Genomic DNA, 19,189 nt, shown 5'->3' with positions numbered 1-19,189 from the left:
TATTTTGGAAATATATTAATCGTTTTTTTGCAAGTTTTTCTTTTTTTCTTTTTGTGATTTGTTGAATTGTGAAAACATCTTAGCATAAGATTCCATCATCGTATGAAGAAAGTTATCATATGATTTTACTGCTGAAATTCTCATTTTAAAATATTCATCCCAATACTTTGCATTCATGTCTAAAAATTCCAGATAACTTTTCTTCATTGATTCAGAGTTGGTCTTAATTTGTTTTAGAATCTTAGGATCAACGTTTAGTTTATCAAAAAACTCTTTTTCTGAAATATAGCAAGTTCCAAAAAGATCATCCCACATGTGAAGGTATTCAGTATACAGATTAGATGAATTTTGAAATATCGAGGGTGTTTGGGATTCCAATTTTTTGATAATTTCCGAAGTATCTGATTTTAATATGTCACATACGGATAATTTCTCTTCTTGTTTTACAGATTTTGTATCGGAATTATCTTCCATATTGTTAGTAAGACAACATCAGATTTAACAAATTTTCCATTTTAAAGAATAATTTGTTAAAAATTGAACTATTTTTGAATTAAATGTTAGTTCCTTGAGAGAGATTTACAAGTTAAGTCATTAATCTGACAACGGCTAATACGTTATACAGTAATGTCTTAGTTTTGAATTTGAAATAGTTACAATACCAAAGATACTTTATATTTGGTAGACATTAATTTTTACTGTTTGGCTAGTTATAAGGGAGCATATTCAAATGATCAATCATTAAATTTTGTAATTCCCATAATTGTCATTTTATTTTTAGGAATCATCTACATAATGACACAGCGAGCAGATTCAGGATTTGTTAGTTTTATTCTAATTGGCGGAGCAGCGCTTACGATGTTTTATTGGGTTAAAGTTCTAAAGAAAATGGCAAAAAACCAAAAACCAGCATACACTCAAGCTAGGGAACAAGAATCAAAGAATTGGGTATATGATTTGATTAAAGGTGAAGAAGAATTTGTTTTTGTTGCAGAAGTGCCAGGCCCTGAAGACAAAATTGCAGTGAGATTGGTGGATGGAATTTTATACATACGAGGAACATCAGGATTTTCAAAAGAAATTCCAATAGAAGGAGTTAAAGAAATGCAAATATTTGATTTCAAATATAGAAATGGTGTACTAACACTAAGAATAAAATAATTAGAGACTTTTTGCCAATTCTAATTTTTGTGGTAAATACTTGTCTGTAATGTTTGTTAGACCATATTTTGAGAAAGCTTCCAGTTCTGCTTTTCTTTTTAATCTTAGAAATACATCTAATTCTTTTTTCCATACTCCATCTTGATATCTAGGATCTTTTTGCAAATCATAACATCGTTTAATATCAGATTCAGTCATAGGGATTGTCGGTAACTTGTATTTTTCAATATCAGTAGCCCACACACCTACCCATTTTGCATCAGGGACTGTAAGTTCTCTAAGATGAGCAGCATTGGCAGAGCCGGATTTTATAACCATTGCAATATGTTCTCCATACACATCTCCGTCAGTTAAAACAATTACAGGTAGCTTCATTTCCTCATGTAGTCTTTTTAATAATGTTCTAGTTGAACGAGGTGCTTGTCCACCAGTATTGATAATAATTGATTTGAATTTTTTATCAACCTGTTCTTCAACAAATCTTGTAAAAAGACCACCCTTTTCAATTGCAATAACAATTTCCGCACTAGTATCTACCAATTCAGCAGTGGTCAAACTAGGACCTATTGAATACCCATCAGGATGATTAGACAAATTCATGGTTTTTCCTTCATACCCAGGAATGGTATATTCGATAGTCAAATCTCCAAAGATAGAGCTTCTCTCTTCTGGGAAAATATGAAAATCTTCTCTAGGTTTAGAAGTTACAGCCTCCAAATCGACAATAATATTATCAGATTCAGATTGATCCTCAAATTCTATAGCGAATGCTTGTGACGAATAATAGACATCTCTTAATGTAGATGATTTTTTTTCCTTAGTCAATCTATTTGCAAAAAATGCCAACCACATCAATTGTGTAAAAGATCTTAGTTGTGCAGAATTTCTTGAGCTTCTAACTGCAGCATTACTTCCTAAAATATACTGTCGAAGCTTTTTATCATAAACAATGTTACTCACAGATCTGCTAGGAATAGAGAATTTTGGAAACTGGCCATTATCCAAGTCATCATATATTTTTGCACCGTGACTTTTGAGCATCTCAAGAATATTTTTCTGTTTTTCATCAGCTTTGTTGCTACGTGCGTTAATCTTAGCTTGTTCTTTTTTAGTTGTTGCCAATTTCATTTTCCTCCTCTACTGTTTGTTTAGATTCAATCGTATTTTCTTCTAGAATTTTCTTATAATTAGGTTCTTTCTTTTTTCCAGCAAGTTCCGTACAAAATTCTGCTATCAATGGAATATATTTTGCATAAAGATTTGCTCTCTTTTTTGCCATATCAGCTTGACCCCGTTTAGACATGTATGCTGCCAATTTTCTAGACAACAATTGCAAAGCTAATCTTAATTCTCGTTCGATTTCAGGTCTATCGGCTACATTTTCTTTTCCGGCAGTTTTATACGGAATTCTAGTAGAACAAATGTGAGAAACTATAATGAATGGAGGATCTCCCTTTACCTTGTATCTACCCCAATCAGTTTCATTAACAACTTTGAGAACTACGTCACTGCCTTCATCATATAGCAAAGGGATTCTATTGGCATATCGATATACATGCGGTCCGCCTGATTTTATATCGCCGCCATAAGCAATACCCATTTCAATAATAAACGGAAATCCAGAATATGCAGATGCAGGACGTTGTACAACAGCAGCAAAATCAGGATTAAAGAATTTTTTAATTCCTTTTTCCAACGGATCTGCACCAAGAGGTGCTAGACAAGTAGAATCAGGAGCCATGAAATCTTCAAATTTTTGAAGTGAATCACTGAGATTTACTAATTCTTGGTTTGACAAAGTACCCATTCGTTTTTCAGGCTTGAATCCAGCATATTCTGCAAATTTAACAGCAGTAGTAGGCCCTATTCTTTGAAATCGTTTTGTAAGAAATGTTGTAAGAGGTTCGCCTTGTACAGTATTGGTTAATTGTTTGTAATATGGACTTTCAGGATCCATATCAATGGATTTTGATTGTGAATCTCCAAAATCCCAATAATGTAATTTTTTGTTTGGCATGTCAATGTCTTCAATTCTAATTTTGTTTAGTTTTTCAAAATCCATTTTTAAAAACGACATTAAAGAAATTACCACTCTAACTTGACGCGGAAGTGTTTTCCATTTTTTCTTTGCTTTGTCCATAATCGCTGTAAAGCTAAGGTTTTTCACAGACAATCCTAAATCTTTTCTAACTTTTTCCATCATTGCATCATCAATCGTAGGAATGTCAAATTGAGATTCAACAATCATCCTTCGAATTCTCTCCACATCTATTCCATGTGGATGAGGGCGAATAATAGTTGGAGGTGGAGGAATTTCTTTTACGAATCTAGGATGACTGAATTTTTGTTCCTTTGGATCATCAAAAGTTATTGAAGCATACGGAGTGATTAAAGAAGTTTCATAAACATAATCTCTAATTTTAGTTCCTGCTTTTGAATAGTCACCTTCTAAACAAATACTCACAGAAAGTCCTTTTTTTGAAACTTCTTTAGTTGTGTGTTTTACTATTACAGGTTTATTTTTTTGAATATCAAGTAGCAATTCAAATATATCTTGAGTAACACCATCCACAGAACTTTTTACAGTTACAGGTTTGTTAGTTGTAATTTGTCCATAAAGAATTGCCATGGTTGCCCCAAGACCAAACATTCCCCTTGCTTGTTTGAGTCCAAATTTAGAACCATAAAGTACAGTTCCAAAAGCAAGTGGAATATGATCTGCATCTATTCCAGGACCATTATCCTTTACAGTCAATATGTATGGTTTAGGATCTGGCTTATCAGGTTCAACAGCCTTGATACTCAAATGGACATCAGGAAGAATCCCTTTTTGGTCACACGCATCTAATGCGTTTTCAACAAATTCCCTAACAGCAGTATAAAGAGATCTTGTAGGATTACTAAATCCAGCCAAATCACGATTACTGTAAAAGAATTCACTGGGAGAAATTTGATTAAATTGTTCTTTAATAGAAGACATCTTGATCTTCCCATAATTGCATTTTTTCTATTTTTTCTTTTCGGTTAACAGCTTCTAACTTTGTATAAACAGCCCCATGCATACTTCCACTTGAAATAGCGGATATTGCATCAACAACTACACGTAATTTGCTTGAATCACCAATAATTGAAACAGTTCTTCCATAAACTGAGATATGAGTACCACTAAGATTTTCCATATTTCGTCTTGCTCTACCACCCTCTCCAATAATCCTCCCTTTTATCCTTTCAACATTTGCACTAGATTTTCCAGCAAATTCTCTAAGATCGATTACATGTAATGTATTTTCACCGTTTAGCAAAGTCATTGCATTTTCAGGTGAAAACCCTCTTCCAATCGCGGTAACAATCTCCATAGCTTTGAATGGTTTGATTTTCTCAACATCTCCTTGAGTTCTTATAAAAACTTCACCGTTGACACCATCAATATCTAATGAAACATAACAAGATTCTTCGATTTTTGATTTTACATTTCCAGCCTTTCCAATTAAAACCCCAACTCGATCATTTGGAATGCGAATTAATTTTTCAAAGCTCATTTTACAATATCCTCAAATATTTTATTTGCATCTTCAATAGGAATTCCTCGTTTATTGAAGAATCTGCCAATGTTATTAATATCGCGTTTAAGAAATTCTTGGGCGTTAGGATGTCTAAGATCAACCCCAGAACCCAAATCAAAAACAACTAGACCTTTTTCTGTTTTAAAAATATTATATTCTGAAAAATCCCCATGGACCAATTTTGCTTTATTGTAAAGATCTCCAAGAATAGAAATTGCTTGCGCATAATCATTTGCGTCAACATCTGAAGTTAGTAACTGCTTAGCAGGAACGCCATCATTACCTATGAATTCCATAGCAAGAACGTTATTTGTAACATAATAAGGTCTAGGGACTGGAATTCCTGCCTGATAGCATTGAGTCAGATTTCTATGCTCTTTTCTTGCCCATAGATAAACAAGATTTTTTGTTCCCTTTTTGAGATGAGCAAATCGAGGATCTCCAATAATGTATGGCTCACGTTTTTTAAAATTTGAAGTACTTACCAAATAAATTTTTAAAGCAACATTAGCACCATCATCATCAACTCCCCAAAAAAGAACAGATTCTTTGCCAGCACTTACCGAACCATTAACGTATGCTATTATGTGATCAGTGATCATTTTGTAAAGAGTCATGACAGTGGGTTTATCTAAAACTTCATTGACAACTTTACCTTTTTTGAAGCCATCTGATAAAGGAGATCGTTTCCGCTTTGATCTTAACTTATCATCTAGTTTAGATTCTAATTTTTTACTAATGGTATCAGTCATTAAAAAGATATGCTCCTACTAGATAAAAGGGATTGCTGTTAGAAACTAAAAAAATTTGTAAAGTAAAAACCAAATCAAACAACTTTACATGTTAAAAATAATTAAAAATGGAACATCGGAAATTATCTTCACAGCATTCTCAGAACCAATTCCAAGTTTTAAAGATAATGAAACAGTTTCTTTTCCAGCCATGTTAATTATTGATGAATTTTTTAACAAAGACTCAGCTTCGTCTTTTTCAACAAATCTTTCTCCGTAATAATTTTCACTAATGTGCATAGTCAAATCATTTTCAATTATTTTTTTTCCAAGTAGATCAGCATCGCAAATATTGAGCATTGATTGTTGTTGATAGTTATTAGTTCGTACTGAGAATTGCATTACGCATATTTACCTTTCAAAGTAGATTTTGCCCCACATGCTTCACAGATTAAAAATGATATTCGGTTTTCTTTTAGAATTTTTGTGTCAGGACTTTTACATGTTGGACATTCAAGATAGTCTTTTACGTAAATTTGAAATAATCTTGTAAAATCATCAGGAGCTCTTCTCCCAACAAACATTGCCTTATCACCCAATCTTTCTGCTGGAACTGCAAATTCTTTTGAAAGATATTGCAAAACTTTGTCAGGATCTCTACGTAGAATCTTTGGAAATTCTGAAAAATTTCTCAAAAATGTCTTTTGTCCTTCCCACATTACATCAACCACAGGAAGCTCAAATCTAGTTTGAGATTCCTTGTCAGTCCCACCCAGATTATCCTTAATACGATCAAGCAGGTGTTCATAGTCAGATTTAGCCACTAAAAAATAATGCATGGTTGACCCTATATGGGTTTTGAAAAAGAGAAATCGTGTGGACCTTGTGTGAGGTTATTCCATCTTTCCGATACGGAAGACGTTTGTACCACATGTTGGACACGTACCTTTTACAGCAGGACGTCCATTCTTTAGTGTAGTTTCTTTGGGATCTTTGATATCCCTTTTTGCTCTGCATTTTACGCAATATGCTTGAACCATTATGAAATTTCTCAAACTTTGTGGTATTTAGGCAGAGGCTGTGAAAATTATTTCACTATAGACTAGATGTACGTAAATTTTTTTAGGCATCAAAATAAATATTTTTTAAATATTTACAAAAAAAATCAGTATTTTTAAAAAAAAATTAATAATATTTTAAAAAATCATATTTTTTTCACTATTTATTTGAAAAATGAAGATTTCATCAATTATTACCAATTATAAGCTCCTTATTAGTAAAATTACAAAATGGCATCAAAAAAAGGAATTGCAACTACAGCTATAATTTTAGCTGCAATTACAGGTGCAAGTTTTTTGTTATGGATAATTCCTCAAGATATCGAGACAACTTTTGTTGTGTCTGATTATGAGAATTATTTAGATGGGGTAAAAAATATTCATGAAGTTTTAGAAGAATCAGTTGAGATTGAATATGATAATCTACGAACAGGAAAGATTTCCCCACAAGAATATATCAGAGTGACTGAAGTGACATCATCTCAAGTAACTACGCAGATAAGTGAATTTGTTACATCAAAACCGTCTGAAGAATGGCAAACAAGCTACATCAGCTACATGGATGCTCTAAAATCATTTAATTCCCATATTTTAGAAACCAAGGTTTTAGCCAAAATGATTGAAAATGACAGTACAGAAGATGAAATGAGTGAAACTTTGGAAAAAATAGACAGGTTAAAATTAGAATCTAAAGAATTTGTTAAAATCTCTGATCAATCAAGACCAGGCTAGCCTCAAAACCAAATTTTACTATTCATAATAGTTGGAAATTGTTAAAAGGGAATTCTGTAAGAGAAATTAGAATGTCTCAAAGAACAGGGAAAATTGAAAAAGATGTGAATCAATCGACTGCAAATAAATTACTAGTAATATGTATTGACAGAGATAACGACATAGGAGATAAGGCTGGAATCATAACGCCTGTAATAGGCAGAGATGCGTGTATTGAGGCAGCTCAGAGATTAGCTTTGGAAGATCCCGAAGATGCAGATTCAAATTCAATGTTTGCAGCAATTAAAACATATGAAGATTTAATCAGTAAAGGATACCAAGTTGAGGTTGTAACTGTTGCAGGAGTCAAAAGCAGAGGAGTTCAAGCAGATGAGAAAATTTTACTAGAAACAAGAAAGGTTTTAGAAAAATTTCCTGCAAACGGTGCAGTTATTGTTTCTGATGGCGAAGATGATGAAAGTGTCATACCAGTAATTCAAAATGTACTTCCAGTGGTATCAGTGCAACGTGTAGTAATGAAAGTTAGTAGAAGTGTCGAATACTCTTATGCGGTTTTTGGAAAATATCTTAAAATGCTTGCATATGATTCAAAATATTCTAAATTCTTTTTAGGAGTTCCAGGAATTCTTTTGTTAATTGGAGGAGTGGCAACTGTATTGGGTTATACTGCAGAAATATTTGCAGTACTTGTAAGTATTTTGGGTGCTGCGTTTTTAATTAGAGCATTTGATATTGATAGAGTGTTATCACATTGGTCAAAACCAACACCGATGGGTTTTATCAGAATGTTTACAATGGTTGCAGGAGTACTACTAATTCTTTCATCAATACCAGCTGGTATTAGTGCTGTAGATCCAGAATTAGTTGAAGCAGATAAACAATTGATTTCAATAATCACAGACAAAGTAATTGTAGGTCAATTTGTATCAGGAATAATACCAATTTTATGGATTGGGATGGGTTCAATATTTGCAGGAACATTGCTAAGTAATTGGATAGGAGGAATTCCAAGACAAATTAGCGATACTTTGAGAATAATTGTATTGGGTGCGCTTTATCCAACCATATTACAATTTACCAACATTATGATTAATAATGAGCCCTCTCTTACTTTGATTCCACCATTATTAGGAGGGTTGGCAGCAACGTTGATCTCAGCCACAATCCTCTTTAAAAAATACAGAAAACATAAAGATCAAGAAATGATTTCAGACTGAATTCATTCTGAAAGATGTCCAAGCCTGCAAAGTATTCCTTACACAGGTTTCTTGAAGAATATTTTTACTCGTTTCTTATATTTAATGATACATCAAATTACAGAACGTACAGAGTTTGGAATAGCACAAGAATATAGATCAAAGAAATCCTACTTGATAATGAAATAATTCCATTATGTTGTGTTAAAATGTATAAAATTCATACTTTCAAATCTGATTGTTATGCCTAGTTCAATCTGAATGACTTTTTTAAATATTATGGAAAATGATTTAAAATCTAGACTGAATTTTGGTTCGATCAAGGTCAATGATTTTTTAGTATTGTGATTAACTATTTTTTTGTAATGTAAAGTATGATAAAAGAATTTTTAGGATTTTTATGGGATTTGATTTCAGGTAATTAATTATGACAAATAAAAATGAAAAGAGTATTAGTAATTTTGAATCAGGTAAAAAATTGAACCCAGATTATAAAAAAATGGCAACAGATCTTCTAAACACAGGAATGTGGGATCAGGGCAGATTAAGATTCATTATAGAATGTATAGAAAAGAACAAACCAATTTACAAAACAGACAAGGCATATTTAGAATCCATGAACGAGCAATTAGAAGATAAGATACAAAAACTACAAGGAAGTGTGGTTAAAACAACGAAATTAAAGAAGAATAATTCAAATACATTAATTTCGGATAAAGATCTTGATGACATCCTCGATAAACAAAGATCAAAGACGGTAAAAACATCCATACCTATAAGAAAAAAGAAATCATTTTTTACAAAATTATTTTCCAGATAGATAACAAACCAAATTTTAACTCATGAATATCTCGAAACAGTTAGATGGTAGATTTAATTTAAAAATTCATTGTCAGAATTAACAGATAAACAACAAAGCGAGAATATCAAAAAAATGAAAAAAGATCTAAAACAACAAAAGAACGCCATTGAGAAATTAGAAAAAAAAATTAATTTTCTACTAGATCAAAATAAATTAAAAAAGAAATCAAAAATCTAATTGTTTATCATATTTATTGTAATTATAGGCATGAATCTTACTTAATTATCATGAATATAGTTTAATCTGAAAAATACAAATCCGATAATGAAGAATTTTAATCAAGAAAAATCTCACTTGTAGATGAAATCTATCTAATACGTGTCTGACCACCATTAATCACAAATTTAGCAAATTTTAAGGAAAATACATAGATCACATATCAAAAAAAGACAAATTTTAGATCTTTGTGATAAATAGGATTAGAAATTGTGGTCAAAATGCTGATCAAGAAAAGCATCCGCTTTGGGAATTGTGAAAATTTGGAGAAAATTGTGAAATTTGTAATGTGTAGATATTGGAGACCCATACCATTGTGGAATGTAGAGATTTGTGCAATCTGACACTCTATCTGACACCTTTTGTCATAATCTGTGCGTGAAAATGCGAAAGGCTTAATTCTGAAATGGATCAATAAATCCAATTTCTGAAAAACACTGATATCTTCTATCAAGTACGAATTATCAAATGGTGATCAAACATTAGTAAGATTAAGGATTTAGTTTTTCAGCTATCAGGCCTCTATAAGATATATGGTAAAAGATTAGAAAAAGAAATTCAAAATGGAGATATTCCAAATCACATTGCCTTAATTTTAGATGGTAATAGGAGATGGGCAAAAAGACACCTAGCAATGCCAAAAAAAGGTCATTGGAAGGGAGCTGATGCAGTAGAAAATCTTCTTGACTGGTGCGAAGAATTTGATATTAAAATTGTCACTTTGTATGCACTTTCAGTAGAAAATCTTGAAAGAGAAGATGATGAATTGAAATATCTCTATGAATTAATTCAAATGAGATTAGAGAAATTATTGAATGATCCAAGAATTCACAGAAGTAAAATGAGAGTAAAAGGAATTGGAAGAATAGAGCTTCTCCCAGAATCCATTAAAGGAATTTTACAACAATTAGATGATGCAACAAAAGATTATGACAGTCATTTTCTAAATATTGCGCTTGCATATGGAGGACAAAATGAATTAGTAGATGCAGTAAAGAAAATTGGAAGTAAGATAAAAGACGGTTCTCTTAATGTAGAAGATATCAACAAAAAAGAAATTGAATTGAATCTTTACACATCACATTTACCACAATCATCACCAGATATGGTATTAAGGACTTCAGGAGAGAAGAGATTGAGTGGATTTCTAATGTGGCAAAGTGCCTATAGTGAATTAATATTTATGGATATTTTTTGGCCTGAATTTAGAAAAATAGATTTAATGAGAGCAATTAGAACATATCAAGTGAGGAAGAGGAGATTGGGAAAATGATTGAAGAAACGTCTGCGGGAATTGTATTATTTAGAAAAGAAGAATCTAAGAATTTATTTTTACTTTTACATTATCCTTCAGGTCATTGGGACTTTGTAAAAGGTAAAATGGAAAAAGGGGAATTAATTCATGAAACAGCCATAAGAGAAACAAAAGAAGAGACAGGAATTACAGATGTAACATTTGTGGAAAATTTTGAGGAATGGATTGAATATAATTTTCAATATCAAGGTGAATTAGTACATAAGAAAGTAGTATTTTTCCTGGCTGAAACAAATTCTAAAGATGTAAAAATATCTCATGAACATACAGATTACACATGGATGGATTATAACACTGCAATGGAAAAAACTACTTTTGATAATGCAAAAACAGTTTTAACAAAAGCACAGATGTTACTTTCCAAAACTCTGTAACTGTAATTCTTTCGCAACTTTTACAGGATTTTTAGAATTTAGAATAGATCTACCTACAATTAGATAATTAGTTCCAGATAAGATTACTTCATTTGCATTGCCACCTTGTGTACCAACACCGGGAGAAAAGATACTCAAGTTTTTTCCTGCTTTTTTAGAACAGAATTGAATGATCTTTGGAAATGTAGCACCTACCACAATTCCATCAACTTTTGCAGTTAGAGCCCAATTCAAGAATAGTTGGTATAATTGTTGTTTTTGTCCCATTTTAATTTCCATATCATATGATAATTTAGCTTCAGGTGCACTCATATGACATAATGTGATCACGCCTTTCCCATTTTTATGAGCAGATTTTACTAAATTTTTTAAACTGTCAAGACCCATAATCGGATTTGCAATTACTGCATCAAATCCTAAATTCCATAAATGTTCAGCAGTCACCCTATTTGTATTTCCAATATCATTTAATTTGATATCAGCAATGGTTTGTAATCCATATCTATGTGCTGTTTTGTTAATTTTTAGAATTTCTTTACCTCCCAATGGAAGAAGTAGATGGAAATTTAGTTTAATTCCACACAAAAATGGATGTAGTTGCTTTATGTTTTGAATTGTTTTTGATTCTAAATTTTTAACAGACAGATCATAATCATTGGCAAGAATTACTTTGCCATTAGTTTTTGAGATCTGAGAAAGTCTAGTTTTGAAGGTGGCCATAATCTACTAGTGGATGAGTGTCTTTCAATTTTATTATTTTGATATAAGAGTAACCATGTTCAGAAGGATTTGCTACAAATGCAGGTTGAGTGCCATTTACTGTAGAGAATTTTAAAAATGGGTTTTGTGGATCCGAATCCAATACGACATGACAAAAATAGGATGTTCCTTCATCATTAAAATTCATGAAAACCCCAATTAGCCATTTATCACCATGAGGAAACAAGAACAATGGAAAGGGAATTTCCTCTATGCCCCAAGTAAGTTTTGCTAGACTTGACATATCTTCTAACTCAATAGGCTGATACCTGTCAAGCGTACCATTTCCAGGTTGCAATGTTTTAGGTAATGATTTTATTCTAACAATTGGAGAATAAAGTTTACTGGCATCAGAAGTTGTATCGACAATTTCAGATTCTTCCTTTCCACCCTTTAATCCATAACAAAGATAATGACCATTATTTTCTAGAGGTGTGTAATATACAATTGGTTTTTCTTTTAAAACATCCATCTGTACAGATAAAATTTTTTTTCCATTATAATCATGCAAAAATGAAACACGTGGAGCACGTTCTAATGCACAAACGAGCCTAGTGAATTCTAAAGTTGAATGAACTTGAATGTAACGTGGTAATTTATCAGTAGTCTGTAACTTGTCCACAGGAATTAGATGTCGGTTATCAAATTAAACTTATCCAAAACAAAGGAGCCTAGATTCTTCTATCAATCACATCTTTGACTTCAGGACCAGTTCCAATAATTGTAACAGGCGTGTTTAATTCTTTTTCAATATTTGTAATGAATGCTTTTGCATCTGCAGACAAGTTATCATAAGAAGTTTCACCTGCACAATCAGTAAAGAGCACATCTAATTTTGTTATAGAAATTTGTGTTGCACCATTAAGCATGATTGCGCGCCTAGCTAAATCAAAATCAAAATCTGCAGCACGTCTTTGACGACCTGTAACTGTGCCAAATTCAGACCAACCTTTTTTTTCTGCATCTTCAAGTGAAAGTTCTTTGTCAAGAGGTCCAGTTCCAACGCGTGTAACATAGGATTTGAAAACGACAATCACTTCATCAACCTTAGTAGGTCCAAGACCAACATCAGCACAAATCCCAGAAGCAGTGACATCTTTGGAGGTAACAAAAGGATAGGTTCCATGCCATAATGAAAGAAAGGTTCCTTGCGTGCCTTCTACCAAGACATTCTCATTGGCATCAAGTGCAGAATTCACCTCTAAAGGAACATCCACGATTAATGATGATAAAGAATCAAAATCTTTTGCTAGTTTTAAAACTCTCATTGCGCGGTCAGCATTTGCAGGACCAGTTCCTGAACCAGTACTTCCAATTTTTTCTTTCAAATCCCCTTTTGAATCTCGAGTTAGATGTGTTTCTTCAATGATTCCACAGTGTTTATCAATAAATGCACGCCCTGTAACATCAAAATCTTGAATTTCTTTGTTGAGAACATCAGGATTAATTACAACTCCAGGTCCAATCATTACTTTGGCATTTTTATTTAGAAATCCACTGGGCAACATTCTTACCTTATACACTTTATCTCCATCTCTAATTGTATGACCAGCATTTGGACCAGCACCACCACGAACGATTATTTTTGGATTATCTTTAATTGCCAAATATGAGATGATCTTTCCTTTTCCTTCATCTCCAAAAAATCCGCCAACAACCACAGTTGATGTCATGTTGTTAAACGCCTATTTCGTTTATTTAAGCTAAAGTATTTTACATGATTTTATATTCAACACTGACGAGTTTAGATCGATGGTTGGTGAAAATTTCGCAGGAAATATTATTATCAACTTGGCAAATTTACCAGATTTTCTAAGAAGTCCAATTTTAAAAAAAAGAATGATTGAATTTTTTTCATTGTCTGATGATGAAAAAATGGAAGTGATTAACAATGCATTAGAAGCTGGTCCTACAATTCCATTTCCTAACTTTTCAAAACTTTTTAAAACATGGCTCAAAATTTTAACAACATTATCTGAAGAACAAAGAGAGGGACTATTTTCAGCATATATTGCAGAGGTTGCTAGATCACCACAAAAACTAATCACTTTCAATATTGATGGAATTTTAGAGATATTTTTGACATTGGATGAAAATGAGAGAGAAATTCTTGCAAAAACAATTAAAAAAATAATCAGTGGTTTGGATGAAGATTCAAAAAGACGAATAATGATAGTTATTCCTGAAAATGCTAAAAAACATTTGAATTTTTAGACATTTGCAGGCTCATCAGGTTTTCTATTATCTTCGTTGGAATAATCAATTACTTCTCCTTCCGGAGATAATACACCTACAAAGATTTTCTCATGCTTTTTCAATAATTTTCTGTGATCCAGCATAGACATGTCTAATTTCATTTCATTCATAACCATAATTTGATATTCTTTCCATTCAGCCCAACATTTGTTACATGTGGGATATTTTGCAGCTACAACTCCAAGTTCTTCACTATCAGGAATAGAATTCTTACATTTGGTACAAGTTTGACTCATGAAAATTGAGAATAGAGAACTCCTTTTATCTTTTTTTGAATGTAAAACAATAATAATTATCAAAGAACTGTGTGGGCATGAAGATAAAATGCCCAAAATGCAAAAAAGATGCTGAATTGGCAATGGATTATTCAGTTGTTAAATGTGGTTCTTGTGATCTGGATATGAGTTATGGAGAATATGTAAAATTTGTAGCTCATAATGAACCAAAATATTCAGATATTTTAGGAGATTATGCAAGCAGTACAGAAGGCCATACTTCAGGTTCTTTGGATGAATGGGATTAACAAAATAGTGTAATGATTCATCAGATTAAAATAATTAGTTAAACTCATTTCTATTCATCATTGGAATTTTTATTAGAAAATATTCTTAACTTGGTAGGGTTTTTGGTAGGACTTGCAATCGGCATAATGTCATATATTGGATTTAGAAATACAGGAAGTCCAACATTATTTAGATTAACAATTGCATTTTCTTCAATTAGTTTAGGATTTTTCGTCATATGGACAGGATACATGGTGGAAGACTTTGTAACAAAAACAGGAAGTGTGGAAAGATGGATTCAAACTCTAGGAATTGCAATTCAAACAGTTGGATATTTTTTTATTGCATTTTCACATAGCATAAAATCATTCTTTCCAAAATCTAGTTACTTTAGATCAGTAGGAATAATTCCACTATTCCTAGTTTCATCTGTTCAATTGGAGCATATTTTTAGATCGTTATCATTTATCCTCTTAGCATATGGTGCAATTGAAACAATGTTATCGTATTTTGATAATAAGAATAAAGGGGCAATTTCAGTTTCTGTAGGATTGGGGCTTTTAGCATTGGGGGAATTTGTGGGGTGGTATTCATTTGTATTTCCTGAATCAATTTTATACTCAGCATCAATGATTATCAAAATTGGTGGATTGATAGCATTATTCATTCCAGTAAGCAAAGTGCCATTAACAAAGATAAAATTTGATGATTTAGAATAATTACTGTCAGGCTCAAAATTTCAAAGAATTAAAAATTTGTCAAATTCTTTTATCTTTTTAGTATATTGGAAAATATCAGTGTCCTATCATAGAAATTAAGATAATTATCAATAAGTAAATGGCCGAATATAGAACACATATGAAAATTATTGGAGACATCCTAGCAACAACAAGGGATGACTTGCAAGACGAAGATGGAGCATCAGTTACTTATCTAATTAGAAAAGCCAATATTTCACATTCAAGGATTTCAATCATTTTGAAAACTCTAGTATCACAAGGACTCTTAGAGAAAGTAGAGAATCAAGGTTCAAACAAATATAAAATTAGCCAGCCAGGAAGAGAGTTTTTACAAGCATATTATAGATTCACAAACTTTGCAGATAATTTTGGATTAAGCATATAGTAATTTATCAAATTCGTCTAAATTATCATCAAAATCATCTTCAGAACCACCATATACATAATCTGCAGTTTACATATTTTCCAAATTATAGCATAAGATGTTAAAAATGCATTCAAATGTAAATGATAATTAAAGAAAAAAAATAAGAATGATCATTGAAAGTAAGTTGTGACAAAGAGGGAATTGAGAAAGCTTCTCAAATAATCAGTCAAGGTGGAATCGTAATTTTTCCAACAGATACAGTTTACGGGATAGGATGTGATCCATACAATAAAGCATCAATAGAAAAAATATATAAAATAAAATCCAGAGACACTACAAAATCAGTTCCGGTTTTAACATATTCCATAGAAACAGCTGAAAGAATAGCTCAATTTGATCAATTTACTAAGAAAATTGTTAAAAAATTTTGGCCAGGCCCACTAACAATAATTTTGAAAGTGACAGATAAAAAAATAAAAGAATCAATGAATTTGAAAAATAAAATTGCCATTAGAGTGCCTGATCATAAATGCACATTAGAGTTGTTAAAAAAATGTAATTATCTTGTTGGAACTAGTGCAAATATTTCTGGAAATTTATCATATACAAATCCAGAAGAATGTTTAAAGAGTTTACAAAATTATGACGTTTTTGTTGATGGTGGAATAATTACTAGTAGTGGTGAATCAACTATTATCGAGATAGAAAATGAAGAAATCAATATTATCCGGGAAGGTTCTTTAACTAAAGAAGAAATTTTACAATTATGAATCTTATAATTACTTGTCCTAGGCACTTAGAACCAGAAACTGAAGATGAATTAATAGATATTTTAGGAGAGTTTGGGGATTCGGATGTTAAAATTACAATTACTAACATGTCAGGAATTTTGACTGCCGAAACAAAACTTGATCCTATTGAAATTGTAAGAAGAATCAAAGAAATGCTTCTTGATGAGCCATGGAGTGTAAGATATTGTAAAAGAATCATACCAATACAGAGAGTTATTGAATCTAAAATTGAAGAAATTGAAGAAAGTGTAGTAGAACTGTCTGATCAAATTTTAGATGAGGAGACATATAGAATATCAATTGAAAAAAGAAATTCAGATTTATCAAGTAAAGAGATAATCACAAGAATAGCAAATAAAATAAAAAATAAAGTTTCTCTTGAATTTCCAGATAAGATTCTATTAATTGAGATTTTAGGCAATAAAACAGGAGTGTCTATTCTAAAAAAATCAGATATACTTAGTACTGAAAAGACTAAACGAAGTATGTCAGAATAATACAGCAGCCTTTTCAACCAGAATATCAGCTAAAGGATTTTTTGAATGTATTGAATTAGTATGTTTTGTAGTTATTTTGAAATGTTTTTTTAGAAAAGATTCATTATTTTTTGAAAATATTGTTGTGGAGATTGGCATCAATTCCAGATATAAAGAATTCAGAGTTTTTTTATTTCCTATTGCAATAATTGTGAAATCCATATTTGGCTTTATTCCAGCATTTTTAATTGCATCAGAAATTTGTGTAGTTAAAGCAAATCGCATTATAATATCAGTTTCAAGTTTATTTGAAAGTAAAATAGAATTATTTTCAGATTCAATGGATAGTGAAATAATTTTTTTTAAATGATAGTTATTTAAAATAAAATTACTAGAAACAGCTTGAAGAAGAATTTTAGGATATTTTTTTCTTAAGTCGTCTATGAATTTTACGTCAATTGATTTTTGGCCCTTTATTCCGATAACTTGGATTGTTTTTTTAGAAAATTCAAAACTAAATTTTTTTGATGAGCCCCCATGAATAACAGGAATTATACTTACAAGATCATTTTCTTTTATTATTGTAGATTTTCCATCCATTGCAGAAGAGTCAGCCCCATTAATTGCAATTAAAACATTATCAGTGTCAAGTTTAGGGGTATCTACAGGTTTTAATTCTAAAAGTAAATTGATCATTTCTCGGATGGTTAGATTGGATTTATCAATTTTCAGCTGTTCCATCGGAAAAGACTTTTTTGCGCCACCTACGAATTTTACAATGAACATACCGATATCTAATTTAAAATTGATAAATAATATTTAATTTATTATTCAGTTTTTTCTTCCACATTATCAGAAGATTCCACTTCAGCAGGCATTTCTATGATAGTTTCATCCCCTACAACAGATTCATTATCCATAACGATCTCATCATCTACAACAGATTCAGTTATTTCTTCGGCAACAATATCTTCAGTTAATTCTATTTCAGATGGTTCATCAACTTGCTGTTCAGATTTTGATGCTGTGATTCTAGCCTGTTTTGCTTTTTCTTCACGGATTTCTTTTTTGATAAATTTTGTAATATATCCTGCAATTTCATTTTTCAGTCCTTTAGAACGTACTATGGAGACTTGATCTAATGCCTTTTTGTTATCAGCAAAATCTTCACCAAATTTAGATTTGTGATCTACTAGAACTTCATATGAAATTCGCTTTATTCTATCCACTAGGCATCTAAAGAAAGGGGGTATTTTATACCTATATTCCAAGAAATGAATTTGAATTTATTTCTAACAAAGAGGCCATCTCATCAAAAGATTTACCTAAAATTTTTGAAGCACAGAAAATCACACTGGGGATAAAGCTAATTTGCCCAGATTTCATTTCAAAACATCTTGAAAATCTCACAGGACCATCAGTTTCAACAAGAATTTGAGATTCATTAGTTTTTGACAATAAAGTTTGCTTATCATTTGCATAGATCATCACAGGCCCGTAGGATACAAAAAATCCCATATCCATAGCTTTTTGAAGTTGTTTTTTACTTCCATCAAACCAATGCAATAAGGCGTGTTTTGTATTATACGAAGTCATAATTTCAAAAATATCATCGAGACTTTTTCTTGAATGAATTGATACCGGCTTGTCAAATTTTTCAGCAAATGACAGTAATGTTTCAAATACCTGGATTTGTTTTTCTGCATCTTCATTTTTATCAACATAAGTTGGATCTAATCCAATTTCTCCTATTCCAGCAACATTATCGTGATTTTCTTCAATCAATTTAGAAATATTTTCAATTTCATCATTAGCACATTCAGGATGAATGCCTATGAAAGGTAAAATCAAATTACTTTTTTTAGCAAGTTCTAATGTCTGTAATGAATTATTATAATCCATTGAAACACAGCATGCCTTAATTTTCAAATATTCCATTTGCTTTAAAAGAAATTCCATATCTGAAACATACTCAGAATCAGACAAATGTATGTGAGAATCAAAATACCAAGTCATTCTTTATCAATCAACCAAATAGTCTGTATAAATCGATTCCTTGGTGACATTTTTTCACTCGTTATCTTTTTTC

At 31.5% G+C, this 19,189-nt stretch carries 28 protein-coding genes; 13 read left to right on the top strand and 15 right to left on the bottom strand.

All coding sequences use genetic code 11. From position 1 onward, the window contains the following. Positions 1–15 precede the first annotated feature (15 nt). Positions 16–474: a hypothetical protein gene (locus tag ACW9XH_RS01525; protein ID WP_457758877.1), complete on the bottom strand. Its 459-nt coding sequence runs from the start codon at positions 472–474 to the stop codon at positions 16–18. Between the two features lie 228 nt (positions 475–702). Between ACW9XH_RS01525 and ACW9XH_RS01520 the strand changes: the two genes are divergently transcribed. Next, positions 703–1,161 carry an Hsp20/alpha crystallin family protein gene (locus tag ACW9XH_RS01520; RefSeq protein WP_457758876.1) on the top strand — a complete coding sequence of 153 codons (459 nt, stop codon included), beginning with the start codon at positions 703–705 and terminating at the stop codon, positions 1,159–1,161. On the opposite strand, the gene ACW9XH_RS01515 is transcribed toward ACW9XH_RS01520, so the two are convergent. The 7 genes from ACW9XH_RS01515 to ACW9XH_RS01485 all read right to left on the bottom strand — a co-directional run bounded on the left by ACW9XH_RS01515 (position 1,162) and on the right by ACW9XH_RS01485 (position 6,495). Continuing rightward, entirely contained in the window at positions 1,162–2,289 is a 1,128-nt protein-coding gene (locus ACW9XH_RS01515; protein ID WP_457758875.1) for a DNA topoisomerase IV subunit A, read from the bottom strand. After that, positions 2,270–4,141: a DNA topoisomerase VI subunit B gene (locus ACW9XH_RS01510; RefSeq protein WP_457758874.1), complete on the bottom strand. Its 1,872-nt coding sequence runs from the start codon at positions 4,139–4,141 to the stop codon at positions 2,270–2,272. The genes ACW9XH_RS01515 and ACW9XH_RS01510 overlap by 20 nt, the downstream gene beginning before the upstream one ends. Next, positions 4,128–4,700, bottom strand: a complete 573-nt coding sequence (locus tag ACW9XH_RS01505; RefSeq protein ID WP_457758873.1) for a KH domain-containing protein — start codon at positions 4,698–4,700, stop codon at positions 4,128–4,130. Before ACW9XH_RS01505 ends, ACW9XH_RS01510 begins: the two co-directional genes overlap by 14 nt. Continuing rightward, positions 4,697–5,476, bottom strand: coding sequence for a serine protein kinase RIO (locus ACW9XH_RS01500; protein ID WP_457758872.1), 780 nt, complete (start codon positions 5,474–5,476; stop codon positions 4,697–4,699). The genes ACW9XH_RS01505 and ACW9XH_RS01500 overlap by 4 nt, the downstream gene beginning before the upstream one ends. Before the next feature lie 84 nt (positions 5,477–5,560). Next, the gene (locus tag ACW9XH_RS01495; protein WP_457758871.1) at positions 5,561–5,857 is read right to left on the bottom strand and encodes a DUF424 domain-containing protein; all 297 of its coding nucleotides are present in this window, start codon (positions 5,855–5,857) and stop codon (positions 5,561–5,563) included. Next, positions 5,857–6,279 carry a translation initiation factor IF-2 gene (locus tag ACW9XH_RS01490; RefSeq protein ID WP_457758870.1) on the bottom strand — a complete coding sequence of 141 codons (423 nt, stop codon included), beginning with the start codon at positions 6,277–6,279 and terminating at the stop codon, positions 5,857–5,859. Before ACW9XH_RS01490 ends, ACW9XH_RS01495 begins: the two co-directional genes overlap by 1 nt. Before the next feature lie 69 nt (positions 6,280–6,348). After that, the gene (locus ACW9XH_RS01485; protein WP_014965714.1) at positions 6,349–6,495 is read right to left on the bottom strand and encodes a DUF5679 domain-containing protein; all 147 of its coding nucleotides are present in this window, start codon (positions 6,493–6,495) and stop codon (positions 6,349–6,351) included. 249 nt (positions 6,496–6,744) lie between these two features. On the opposite strand from ACW9XH_RS01485, the gene ACW9XH_RS01480 reads away from it, so the two are divergent. The 6 genes from ACW9XH_RS01480 to ACW9XH_RS01455 all read left to right on the top strand — a co-directional run bounded on the left by ACW9XH_RS01480 (position 6,745) and on the right by ACW9XH_RS01455 (position 11,208). Further along, positions 6,745–7,245 (top strand): hypothetical protein, encoded by a 501-nt coding sequence (locus ACW9XH_RS01480; protein WP_457758869.1) that lies wholly within the window; start codon positions 6,745–6,747, stop codon positions 7,243–7,245. A 71-nt stretch (positions 7,246–7,316) separates the two neighbouring features. Beyond that, positions 7,317–8,462, top strand: a complete 1,146-nt coding sequence (locus tag ACW9XH_RS01475; RefSeq protein ID WP_457758868.1) for a DUF373 family protein — start codon at positions 7,317–7,319, stop codon at positions 8,460–8,462. Positions 8,463–8,868: 406 nt separating this feature from the next. Further along, complete coding sequence (locus tag ACW9XH_RS01470) at positions 8,869–9,261, top strand: hypothetical protein (protein WP_457758867.1); 393 nt, start codon at positions 8,869–8,871, stop codon at positions 9,259–9,261. Between the two features lie 69 nt (positions 9,262–9,330). Beyond that, a complete protein-coding gene (locus ACW9XH_RS01465) occupies positions 9,331–9,480 on the top strand; it encodes a hypothetical protein (protein ID WP_457758866.1) in 150 nt (49 codons plus the stop codon). 520 nt (positions 9,481–10,000) lie between these two features. Next, on the top strand, positions 10,001–10,792 hold the full coding sequence (uppS, locus tag ACW9XH_RS01460; protein ID WP_457759088.1) for a polyprenyl diphosphate synthase: 792 nt from the start codon (positions 10,001–10,003) through the stop codon (positions 10,790–10,792). Next, a complete protein-coding gene (locus ACW9XH_RS01455; RefSeq protein ID WP_457758865.1) occupies positions 10,789–11,208 on the top strand; it encodes a bis(5'-nucleosyl)-tetraphosphatase in 420 nt (139 codons plus the stop codon). The genes uppS and ACW9XH_RS01455 overlap by 4 nt, the downstream gene beginning before the upstream one ends. Here the strand turns inward: ACW9XH_RS01455 and ACW9XH_RS01450 are convergent. The 3 genes from ACW9XH_RS01450 to ACW9XH_RS01440 are packed head-to-tail and all read right to left on the bottom strand — an operon-like array spanning position 11,188 to position 13,640. Next, complete coding sequence (locus ACW9XH_RS01450; RefSeq protein WP_457758864.1) at positions 11,188–11,928, bottom strand: orotidine 5'-phosphate decarboxylase; 741 nt, start codon at positions 11,926–11,928, stop codon at positions 11,188–11,190. The genes ACW9XH_RS01455 and ACW9XH_RS01450 overlap by 21 nt on opposite strands. After that, entirely contained in the window at positions 11,909–12,589 is a 681-nt protein-coding gene (locus tag ACW9XH_RS01445; RefSeq protein ID WP_457758863.1) for a hypothetical protein, read from the bottom strand. Before ACW9XH_RS01445 ends, ACW9XH_RS01450 begins: the two co-directional genes overlap by 20 nt. Before the next feature lie 49 nt (positions 12,590–12,638). Continuing rightward, positions 12,639–13,640: an adenylosuccinate synthetase gene (locus ACW9XH_RS01440; protein WP_457758862.1), complete on the bottom strand. Its 1,002-nt coding sequence runs from the start codon at positions 13,638–13,640 to the stop codon at positions 12,639–12,641. Between the two features lie 79 nt (positions 13,641–13,719). On the opposite strand from ACW9XH_RS01440, the gene ACW9XH_RS01435 reads away from it, so the two are divergent. Next, on the top strand, positions 13,720–14,181 hold the full coding sequence (locus ACW9XH_RS01435; RefSeq protein ID WP_457758861.1) for a hypothetical protein: 462 nt from the start codon (positions 13,720–13,722) through the stop codon (positions 14,179–14,181). On the opposite strand, the gene ACW9XH_RS01430 is transcribed toward ACW9XH_RS01435, so the two are convergent. Continuing rightward, on the bottom strand, positions 14,178–14,459 hold the full coding sequence (locus ACW9XH_RS01430; RefSeq protein WP_457758860.1) for a Fe(2+)-trafficking protein: 282 nt from the start codon (positions 14,457–14,459) through the stop codon (positions 14,178–14,180). The two genes, ACW9XH_RS01435 and ACW9XH_RS01430, sit on opposite strands and share 4 nt — an antisense overlap. A 77-nt stretch (positions 14,460–14,536) precedes the next feature. Between ACW9XH_RS01430 and ACW9XH_RS01425 the strand changes: the two genes are divergently transcribed. From ACW9XH_RS01425 to ACW9XH_RS01405, 5 genes are all read left to right on the top strand, one after another. Next, entirely contained in the window at positions 14,537–14,746 is a 210-nt protein-coding gene (locus ACW9XH_RS01425) for a hypothetical protein (protein ID WP_457758859.1), read from the top strand. Between the two features lie 60 nt (positions 14,747–14,806). Next, positions 14,807–15,445 (top strand): hypothetical protein, encoded by a 639-nt coding sequence (locus ACW9XH_RS01420; protein ID WP_457758858.1) that lies wholly within the window; start codon positions 14,807–14,809, stop codon positions 15,443–15,445. A gap of 118 nt (positions 15,446–15,563) precedes the next feature. Continuing rightward, positions 15,564–15,851: a winged helix-turn-helix domain-containing protein gene (locus tag ACW9XH_RS01415; protein ID WP_457758857.1), complete on the top strand. Its 288-nt coding sequence runs from the start codon at positions 15,564–15,566 to the stop codon at positions 15,849–15,851. A 155-nt stretch (positions 15,852–16,006) separates the two neighbouring features. After that, the gene (locus tag ACW9XH_RS01410) at positions 16,007–16,603 is read left to right on the top strand and encodes an L-threonylcarbamoyladenylate synthase (protein ID WP_457758856.1); all 597 of its coding nucleotides are present in this window, start codon (positions 16,007–16,009) and stop codon (positions 16,601–16,603) included. Then, positions 16,600–17,121: a THUMP domain-containing protein gene (locus tag ACW9XH_RS01405; RefSeq protein ID WP_457758855.1), complete on the top strand. Its 522-nt coding sequence runs from the start codon at positions 16,600–16,602 to the stop codon at positions 17,119–17,121. The genes ACW9XH_RS01410 and ACW9XH_RS01405 overlap by 4 nt, the downstream gene beginning before the upstream one ends. Here ACW9XH_RS01405 and cgi121 read toward each other — a convergent pair. The 3 genes from cgi121 to ACW9XH_RS01390 are packed head-to-tail and all read right to left on the bottom strand — an operon-like array spanning position 17,113 to position 19,116. Next, a complete protein-coding gene (cgi121, locus tag ACW9XH_RS01400; RefSeq protein ID WP_457758854.1) occupies positions 17,113–17,886 on the bottom strand; it encodes a KEOPS complex subunit Cgi121 in 774 nt (257 codons plus the stop codon). The genes ACW9XH_RS01405 and cgi121 overlap by 9 nt on opposite strands. A 41-nt stretch (positions 17,887–17,927) precedes the next feature. After that, positions 17,928–18,329 carry a hypothetical protein gene (locus ACW9XH_RS01395; protein WP_457758853.1) on the bottom strand — a complete coding sequence of 134 codons (402 nt, stop codon included), beginning with the start codon at positions 18,327–18,329 and terminating at the stop codon, positions 17,928–17,930. 31 nt (positions 18,330–18,360) lie between these two features. Next, entirely contained in the window at positions 18,361–19,116 is a 756-nt protein-coding gene (locus ACW9XH_RS01390) for a TatD family hydrolase (RefSeq protein WP_457758852.1), read from the bottom strand. Positions 19,117–19,189 lie beyond the last annotated feature (73 nt).

It is taken from the genome of Candidatus Nitrosopumilus sp. bin_32a, assembly GCF_054095935.1.
This window is presented reverse-complemented; position numbering and strand designations above follow the sequence as displayed.